This window comes from Pseudomonas syringae (assembly GCF_021606685.1).
Classification (GTDB): domain Bacteria; phylum Pseudomonadota; class Gammaproteobacteria; order Pseudomonadales; family Pseudomonadaceae; genus Aquipseudomonas; species Aquipseudomonas syringae_R.
The window spans coordinates 53,286-61,236 of record NZ_WKCB01000026.1 but is presented as its reverse complement, the minus strand read 5'-3'; the positions used below and the strand labels follow the sequence as shown (position 1 = coordinate 61,236).

At 63.0% G+C, this 7,951-nt stretch carries 8 protein-coding genes; 6 read left to right on the top strand and 2 right to left on the bottom strand.

Annotated elements, in window-relative coordinates:
- Positions 1-184: 184 nt before the first annotated feature.
- A complete protein-coding gene (locus GIW02_RS12735; RefSeq protein ID WP_236415807.1) occupies positions 185-1,495 on the bottom strand; it encodes an MFS transporter in 1,311 nt (436 codons plus the stop codon).
- 159 nt (positions 1,496-1,654) lie between these two features.
- On the opposite strand from GIW02_RS12735, the gene GIW02_RS12730 reads away from it, so the two are divergent.
- The 4 genes from GIW02_RS12730 (at position 1,655) to GIW02_RS12715 (ending at position 5,690) form a co-directional block, all read left to right on the top strand.
- Positions 1,655-2,755 carry a sugar diacid recognition domain-containing protein gene (locus GIW02_RS12730; RefSeq protein WP_236415805.1) on the top strand — a complete coding sequence of 367 codons (1,101 nt, stop codon included), beginning with the start codon at positions 1,655-1,657 and terminating at the stop codon, positions 2,753-2,755.
- A gap of 97 nt (positions 2,756-2,852) precedes the next feature.
- The gene (locus tag GIW02_RS12725) at positions 2,853-3,992 is read left to right on the top strand and encodes a glycerate kinase family protein (RefSeq protein WP_236415803.1); all 1,140 of its coding nucleotides are present in this window, start codon (positions 2,853-2,855) and stop codon (positions 3,990-3,992) included.
- Positions 3,993-4,045: 53 nt separating this feature from the next.
- Positions 4,046-5,116 (top strand): DUF1176 domain-containing protein, encoded by a 1,071-nt coding sequence (locus GIW02_RS12720; protein ID WP_236415801.1) that lies wholly within the window; start codon positions 4,046-4,048, stop codon positions 5,114-5,116.
- Between the two features lie 61 nt (positions 5,117-5,177).
- Positions 5,178-5,690, top strand: coding sequence for a GNAT family N-acetyltransferase (locus GIW02_RS12715; protein WP_236415799.1), 513 nt, complete (start codon positions 5,178-5,180; stop codon positions 5,688-5,690).
- Here the strand turns inward: GIW02_RS12715 and GIW02_RS12710 are convergent.
- The gene (locus GIW02_RS12710) at positions 5,687-6,379 is read right to left on the bottom strand and encodes an aspartate/glutamate racemase family protein (protein ID WP_236415797.1); all 693 of its coding nucleotides are present in this window, start codon (positions 6,377-6,379) and stop codon (positions 5,687-5,689) included. The two genes, GIW02_RS12715 and GIW02_RS12710, sit on opposite strands and share 4 nt — an antisense overlap.
- Positions 6,380-6,542: 163 nt before the next feature.
- Between GIW02_RS12710 and GIW02_RS12705 the strand changes: the two genes are divergently transcribed.
- Positions 6,543-7,037, top strand: coding sequence for a hypothetical protein (locus GIW02_RS12705; RefSeq protein WP_236415795.1), 495 nt, complete (start codon positions 6,543-6,545; stop codon positions 7,035-7,037).
- A gap of 170 nt (positions 7,038-7,207) precedes the next feature.
- The gene (locus tag GIW02_RS12700; protein ID WP_236415793.1) at positions 7,208-7,882 is read left to right on the top strand and encodes a DUF3313 domain-containing protein; all 675 of its coding nucleotides are present in this window, start codon (positions 7,208-7,210) and stop codon (positions 7,880-7,882) included.
- Positions 7,883-7,951: the final 69 nt, after the last annotated feature.

Genomic DNA, 7,951 nt, shown 5'->3' with positions numbered 1-7,951 from the left:
TGTATGTGCTGGCCATGGAGAATGGCTTCATGACCGGCAGCGTCATCGATATCGACGGCGGCGGCCTGCTGTAAACACAGGGCTAAAGGTGGGAGGGGGCTTGCTCCCGATAGCGGTGGGTCATCGACAGATAAGTCGTCTGACACACCGCTATCGGGAGCAAGCCCCCTCCCACATCACTGCGTTAGACCTTGAGGGTGCGCGTCATCCGCAGCGCCAGTACGCTACCGGCGACAATCACCGCCGCGAGCATATACAGCGCTACATCCGTAGACCCGGTGGCATCCTTCACAAAGCCGACGATATACGGGCTGAGGAAGCCGGCCATCTGGCCCATGGAGTTAATCAACGCCAAGCCGCCAGCCGCTGCGCCTGCGCTGAGCATGGCGGTCGGCACCGGCCAGAACATCGGCAGGCCGGTGAGGGCGCCCATGGTGGCGATGGTCAGGCCGAGGATGGCGATAGCCGGCGTGGTGGCGAAGTTCACCGCGATCACCAGGCCAATGGCGCCCATCAGCATCGGCACCACCAAGTGCCAGCGACGTTCTTTGCGCAAGTCTGCCGAGCGGCCCACCAGCAGCATGAACACCGCCGCCAGCAGGTAGGGGATCGCACTCAGCCAGCCGATCACCAGGTTATCGCTGAACCCCAGGTTCTTGATGATCGACGGCAGCCAGAAGTTGATCGCGTACACGCCGCTCTGAATGCAGAAATAGATCAGGCCGAACGCCCAGATCGCCGGGTTCTTGAACACTTCGCCGAGGGAATCGGTGGTGGTTTTCGGCTTGTTCGCCAGGTCCGTGGCCTGGTCGGCTTCCAGCACTGCGCGCTCGTGGGGCTTGAGCCACTTGGCGTGGGCAAAACTGTCGCTGAGCAGGAAGTAGGCGAGGGCGCCGAGGATCACGGTGGGGATGCCCTGCAACAGGAACATCCACTGCCAGCCGGCCAAACCGCCTTGGCCGGCGGCGAAGTGGTTGAGGATCCAGCCGGAAAACGGGCTGCCGAGCAGGCCCGACACCGGGATCGCCGACATGAACAGCGCCATGATCCGGCCACGGCGGAATGTCGGGAACCACTGCGAGAGATACAGCACCACACCGGGGAAGAAACCCGCTTCGGCGGCACCAGTGAACAGGCGCAGCGTGTAGAAATGCGTCGGCGTGGTGACGAACAGCAGGCAGGTCGACAAGGTGCCCCACACGATCATCATCAATGCAATCCAGCGCCGTGGACCGAACTTGGTCAACGCCAGGTTGCTCGGTACGCCGCACAACACGTAGCCGATAAAGAAGATCCCGGCACCCAGGCCGTACACGGTTTCGCTGAATTTCAATGCATCGAGCATCTGCAACTTGGCAAAGCCAACGTTTACCCGGTCGAGGTAGTTGAACAGATAGCAGATAAAAATGAAGGGGATCAGGCGCAGGGTGATGCGCTTGTAGATGGCGTTTTTATCGTCATCGTTGGCCAGTGTGACAGCGGCGCTCTGTGACATGGGAGTCTCTCTTTATTATGATTTTTTGCGATGCGAGGTTAACGTTGATCGCCCAATCAGTCTCGGTGACGCGATAGGGTACTGTCTTTGTGCTGGCGCACAGTGAAGCACCCTTTGCGCTGTGCCTGTGAACAACCCGCTTTTTAAGGAAATGGCCCCATGTTCGAGCTGGATCATGACCTGGCGCAGGATATTGTCGATCGCACCATGGCGATCCTGCCCTATAACGTCAACGTCATGGACAGCCAAGGCCTGATCCTCGGCAGCGGCGAGCCCGAGCGCATCAACACCCGCCACGAAGGCGCGCAGTTGGTGCTGGCGAATGGGCGCGTGGTGGAGATCGACGGGCAGACCGCCAAGCACCTCAAGGGCGTGCAGCCGGGTATCAACCTGCCGCTGATGCACGACCAGCGGCTGATCGGCGTGTTGGGCATCACCGGTGAACCGGAAGGCTTGCGCACCTACGCCGAGCTGGTACGCATGACCGCCGAGATGCTGGTCAGCCATCGCCATCAGCAGGTCGAGCAACAATGGCGACGCCAGCGTTGCGATGACCTGCTGGCGTTGCTGCTGGCCGACAACGGCGACTCACCGCGCCTGGTGGACGAAGCCCAGCAACTGGGCCTCAAGCCGCAGCTGGCACGTACGCCCTATTTATTCGAACTGGGGGTCGGGCAATCGGCAGAGGCGCTGAGTGCCTGGCTGACCTCGCGCTACCCGGACAGTTGGTGTGTCAGCTCGGCACAGTTTTCCCTGCTGTGGTGCCGACCTGCTGCCGCGCAGGTCGACAACCCGCGCCTGTTGGAAAAACTCGAAGGCCTCGGCTGGTCGGTGCTGCGGGTGGCCGTGGGCGGCCAGGCCGATGGCCTGGCGGGGTTGCGCCGTTGTTACCGGCGGGTCAGTGATCTGTTGGCCTATGGTCGCGATGTGCTGCCTCAGTCGCGGCTGCTGACCCTCAACCGCTATCGCTTGCCGGTAATGCTCTGGCGCCATCGTCACGACGATGCCCTCGACGAACTGCTTAACCCGTTGCGCAAGGTACTGGCCAAGGACAGCAACGGCCAACTGCTGGCAACGCTGCGCAGCTGGTGCGAGCACGACGGGCAAAGCCAGGCCTGTGCCGACGCGCTGGGCATTCACCGCAACAGCCTGCGTTACCGCATGGAGCGCATCGCCGAACTCAGTGGCGTCGACCCACTGACCCTGGATGGCATGCTCGCCCTGTACCTGGGCGTACAGCTCTTGCCCCAGGCTTTGTGAGAATGAACAACAAAGCTCACCCGCACTTGTGCATCGGACCGGCGTTATTGCCGGTGCCAACTGGCAGCATGGGCGGTATAAAAACCGGAGAAAGCCCATGAAAATCATCATCGCCCCCGACTCGTTCAAGGACAGCCTGAGTGCCCAAGGCGTGGCCCAGGCCATCGCCCAAGGCTTGGCGCAGGTGTGGCCTGACGCAGAGTTGGTGCAATGCCCAATGGCGGATGGGGGCGAAGGCACGGTCGAATCGGTGTTGGCTGCGTGCAACGGCGAGCTGCGCAGCCAAACGGTCAAAGGCCCCCTGGGCGATTCAGTTCAAGCGCACTGGGGCTGGTTGGCCGAGAGCCACACCGCAATCATCGAAATGGCCGAGGCCAGCGGCCTGCAACTGGTCGCGCCGGGGCAGCGCGACGCCTGCATCAGCAGCACCTATGGCACCGGCGAACTGATCCGCGCCGCCCTGGACCTGGGCGCCCAGCGCATCATCCTGGCGATTGGCGGCAGTGCCACCAACGATGGCGGCGCCGGCGCCATGCAAGCCCTCGGCGTGGCCCTGTTCGACGCCGACGACCAGGCCCTGGCGCCGGGTGGTCTGGCGTTGGCGGGCCTGGCACGCATCAGCCTGCAAGGGCTTGACCCACGCCTGGCCGACGTGCGTTTTGAAATCGCTGCCGATGTGAACAACCCGCTGTGTGGCCCGCACGGCGCTTCGGCGATTTTTGGCCCGCAAAAGGGCGCCAGCCCTGCACAGGTGCAAGCGCTGGACGCCGCCCTCCGGCATTTCGCTGACCACTGTGCCGAGGTCTTGCCCAAGGATGTGCGCGATGAACCCGGCAGCGGCGCTGCGGGCGGCCTGGGGTTTGCCGCGAAGGCGTTCCTCGGTGCGCAATTTCGTGCCGGTGTGGAGGTGGTCGCCGAACTGGTGGGGCTGGACGCCGCCATGCGCGGGGCCGACCTGGTGATCACCGGTGAGGGCCGTTTCGACGCGCAGACCCTGCGCGGCAAGACGCCGTTTGGCGTAGCGCGTATCGCGCAGCAACACGGCGTTCCAGTGATCGTCATCGCTGGCACCTTGGGCGACGGTTATGAACAGATGTACGCCCATGGCGTTGACGCCGCCTTTGCCTTGCCCTCCGGCCCGATGAGCCTGGAGCAAGCCTGCAGCGAAGCGCCACGTTTGTTGCGCGAACGCGCAACGGATATTGCGCGGCTGTGGCGAACCGCCGCCGGGCGCTGACGTAAGGCCGTGAACATGGGACAATCCGCGCCTTTTCGACACGGAGAGTCCCGATGACGCGCCCCGTATTCCTGGCCCTGTTGCTGACCGGCACCGCCACCCAAGCCTTCGCCCAAACGCCCGCTGAAACCGTGCCGCTGCTGCGAGACATCAAGGAATGGGTGACCGGTTGCGACAACCTGCGCAATTGCCACGCCCTGAGTGCCCCCAGCGGCGTCGATGAAGAAGACTACAGCTCGCTGACCTTGCATATCTGGCACCAGGCCGGTCCCCAGGGGTATTTGCGTTTGCGTTTTGACCATCGCGGCGAGGCGCTGGACCTGTCCACCTTGCAGCTGGATGGCCAGCCCCTCGGCCAACCCCTGACCCAGGATTTGCACGTCGAGCTGGACGATCAGGGCGGTGATCCCGAGGTGCAGTCCTATGGCGTGATCGAGGAAGCAGCGGCGCGGCGCTGGTTGCAGCGGCTGCGCAGTGGCCAGCGCTTGCAGCTGCCGGGTGATAAGGACGCGCATGTGTCGCTGAGCGGGCTGAGTGCCTCGCTGCTGTTGATGGATGCGGTGCAGGGAAGGGTCGATAACGTGACGGCGCTGGCCCGCCCAGGCAAGGGCGCGGCCAGCGCTGTTGCCGCGCGTTTGCCGGCACCGGTGCTGGGCAAATTCCAGCCGCCAGCGGCGCTGAGCGCCAAGGAACAACGCGCGCTGGCGGCGGTTGCGGTCAAAGCCATCACCCTGACCGATACCGACCTGCCGCCCGAAGCACAAGTCGGCGCCCTGAGTGCTCAGCTCGCCATGAGCGTGGTGCGCTATGACTGCGCGGCCTACAACTGCGAGTACGCACTCAGCAGTCGTGAGCGGCTGGCACCCTACACCGAAACGGCGCTGAACATTCAGCCGTTGCCGTTGGATGGCGCTGCGCTGCAAGGTTCGGTGGGCTATGACGAAGCCACGGGCACCTTGAGTTATTTCTACAAACAGCGTGGGATCGGCGATTGCGGTGCCGGCGGCGTCTGGGTGTTTGACGGCAAGCGGTTTCAACTGCGTGAGTTGCAGATGATGCCGCGCTGCACCGGGGTCGGTTACGGCGACTGGCCGGTGTTGTGGACCACGGCGCCTGCACCCTAGCCAGCGCGCAGGCAGGCCGCCTACACTGGGCGGCCACGTGTCTTTCAAAGGATGAAGCACCATGCACGCACCGGAACCCCATATTGTCATCCAGCGCTTTACCGAGGCCCACCTTGAGGGCGTCACCGCGCTCTACAACGAACCGGCGGTGTGCCGTCAGGTGCTGCAAATGCCTTTTCAGACGGTAGAAGCGTGGCGCAAACGCCTGGTCATGGACAACGAACGGCGTTTGCAACTGGTTGCGGTGCACGGCGGCGAGGTGATCGGGCAACTGGGGCTGGAGCAGTACCTGCGCGTGCGGCAAAGCCATGTCGGCTCGTTCGGCATGGGCGTCGCCACGGCGTGGCAAGGCAAGGGCGTCGGCTCCAAGCTGTTGACGGCGGCGCTGGACGTGGCCGACAACTGGATGAACCTGCACCGGGTGGAACTCACGGTGTACGCCGACAACGAAGCCGCGCATCGCCTGTACCGTAAATTCGGCTTTGAGGTCGAAGGGCGGTTGCGTGACTACGCCCTGCGTGATGGGGTGTTCGTCGACACCCTGAGCATGGCGCGTCTGCGCACCGCGGTTTAATCCTGCAAGGCAAACACCACCGCGGCCTGCGCATGCAGCGCGGTGGTGTCCAGCAACGGCAAGTCGCTGTGTTCGGGCTTGACCAACAAGCTGATCTCCGTACACCCCAGAATGATCGCCTGCGCACCGCGTGCCGCCAGGGCTTCGATCACCCGCTGGTAGGTCCGTCGGGACTCATCGCTGATCACGCCGACACACAACTCGTCATAGATGATGCGGTGCACGGCCTGGCGCTCGTCCGCCTCCGGCACCAGCACCGTCAGGCCCTGCGCGGCCAGGCGCGAGGTGAGAAAGTCCTGCTCCATGGTGAATGCGGTGCCCAGCAGGCCAACCGTCAGGGTGCCTGCCGCCACGGCTGCCGCGCCAGCCGCGTCGGCGATATGCAGGAACGGAATCGACACCGCCGCTTCGATACGCGGCGCCACCCGATGCATGGTGTTGGTACACAGCACCACACACTCGGCACCTGCGGCTTGCAGGCGGCGGGCGGCGTCTTCCAGGATCAGTGCGGCGTCATCCCAACGCCCGGCGTGCTGAGCCTGTTCCACCGGGCCGAAGTCTACGCTGTACATCAGCAGTTGCGCCGAGCGCAGCGCGCCCAGTTGGTCGCGCACCTGTTGGTTGATAAGGCGGTAATACTCGGCGCTGGACTCCCAGCTCATGCCGCCGATAAGGCCAATGGTACGCATGGGGTGCTCCTGAAAAAGACGATAGCCCCACCTTACTCATCGGCCGTGGATTAGTCATACGCAGTTGCCGACGAAATCACCGGTGCAGTTTTAAGCCACCCGCGCAGCGGCCGCATCTGCCATGATCGGGGTTCGTTACCTGGCTCACCCAAGGAAATCCGCAATGGACGATGTACAGCAACTGGGCGAGATGCTTCGTCATTACGCCGATAGCGAAGCGCACAAGAAACAGCAATTTGACCTGCAGTCGGCGCGTTGGGCGCAAAAGCTCGACGAGGTGTTCGGGCAGATCGAGCAATGGCTGCAGCCGGTCAAAAGCGTCGGCTTGCTGGAGGTTCATCGTGAGGCGTATGTGGCCAGCGGGCCGAGCGTGCCGGTGGAGACGTCACCCTTCAGCAGCGAAAAACTGATTGTGCAAATCACCGGCAAAACCGTGGAATTCGTACCGGACGTGATGGGCGCCGGCGGCCTGATCTCTGTGGCGGTCATGGGCCTGACCGCCGCCCGCCACGGCAGCGTCTCGCTGGTGCTGCCAGCGGATAAAAACGACTGGCTATGGAAGAAAACCAACGGCCTGAAAGACCCGGACACTTTTGCTTTCGACGCCAACTTCCTCGCCTCGCAGTTACAGAGCCTGATTCCGCGCGAACGCGGCTAAGAGGTCTACTGTCTTGATGCGTGGACGCTCTGCGGCGTGCTCCAGCTTCGTGCAGCGTTTACGCGGGCGGCATTCCTGTCAAACCAACGGATGAAAAAAAGCGCTATCGCGCCAGGATTGGCTATACCTACAGCTCAGTATTTCGATGATGACTGCCAAGGAGTTCAATGATGAAACTAAGGCTAATGATCAGCACGTTGTGCGTCGCATCAATCGGCATCAGCGGCTGTGCCAGCAAGGTGACGCAACCGGACGAGTACTCGGGGTTTCTTTCCGACTACAGCCAGCTCAAGGAAGCCAAGTCGCCGTCCGGCGCCGAGGTCATGCGCTGGGTCGACCCCACGCTCAACCTGAGCCACTACCACGCGGTGTACATCGAACCGACCCAGTTTTACCCCAAGCCCCAGGCCACCGCGAAGATCCCCGACAGCACCCTCAACGGCATCAATACCTACTACAACCAGGCGCTCAAGCGTGAGCTGGCCAAGTCATTGCCCCTCGCCAACGGCCCCGGCCCTGGGGTGATTGTGGTGCGCGCGGCGATTACCGCGGTCAGCAGCAAGACTGAAGGGCTCAAGCCCTATGAGTTCATTCCGGTGGCCCTGGTGGCTGCAGCGGTCAGCACCGGCACCGGCATCCGCGACCAGGAAACCACCCTCGGCACCGAGGCGCAGTTCCTCGATGGCGCCAGTAACAAGGTCATCGCGCAAGTGGTGCGCAAGGGCACCGGCAAACCGCTGGAAAACGACGCGCAGGTGATGAAAGCCGATGACGTCAAAGGCGTGATCGATGGTTGGGCATCGGACCTGCATCAGTCCTACCTCAAGCTGCACCAAGGCAAGTAGCCCGCGTTTCAATGGCCGCCAAACCACCGTAATACGAGTTGGCGGCATCCTCCCGGTCTAACTCTGTTG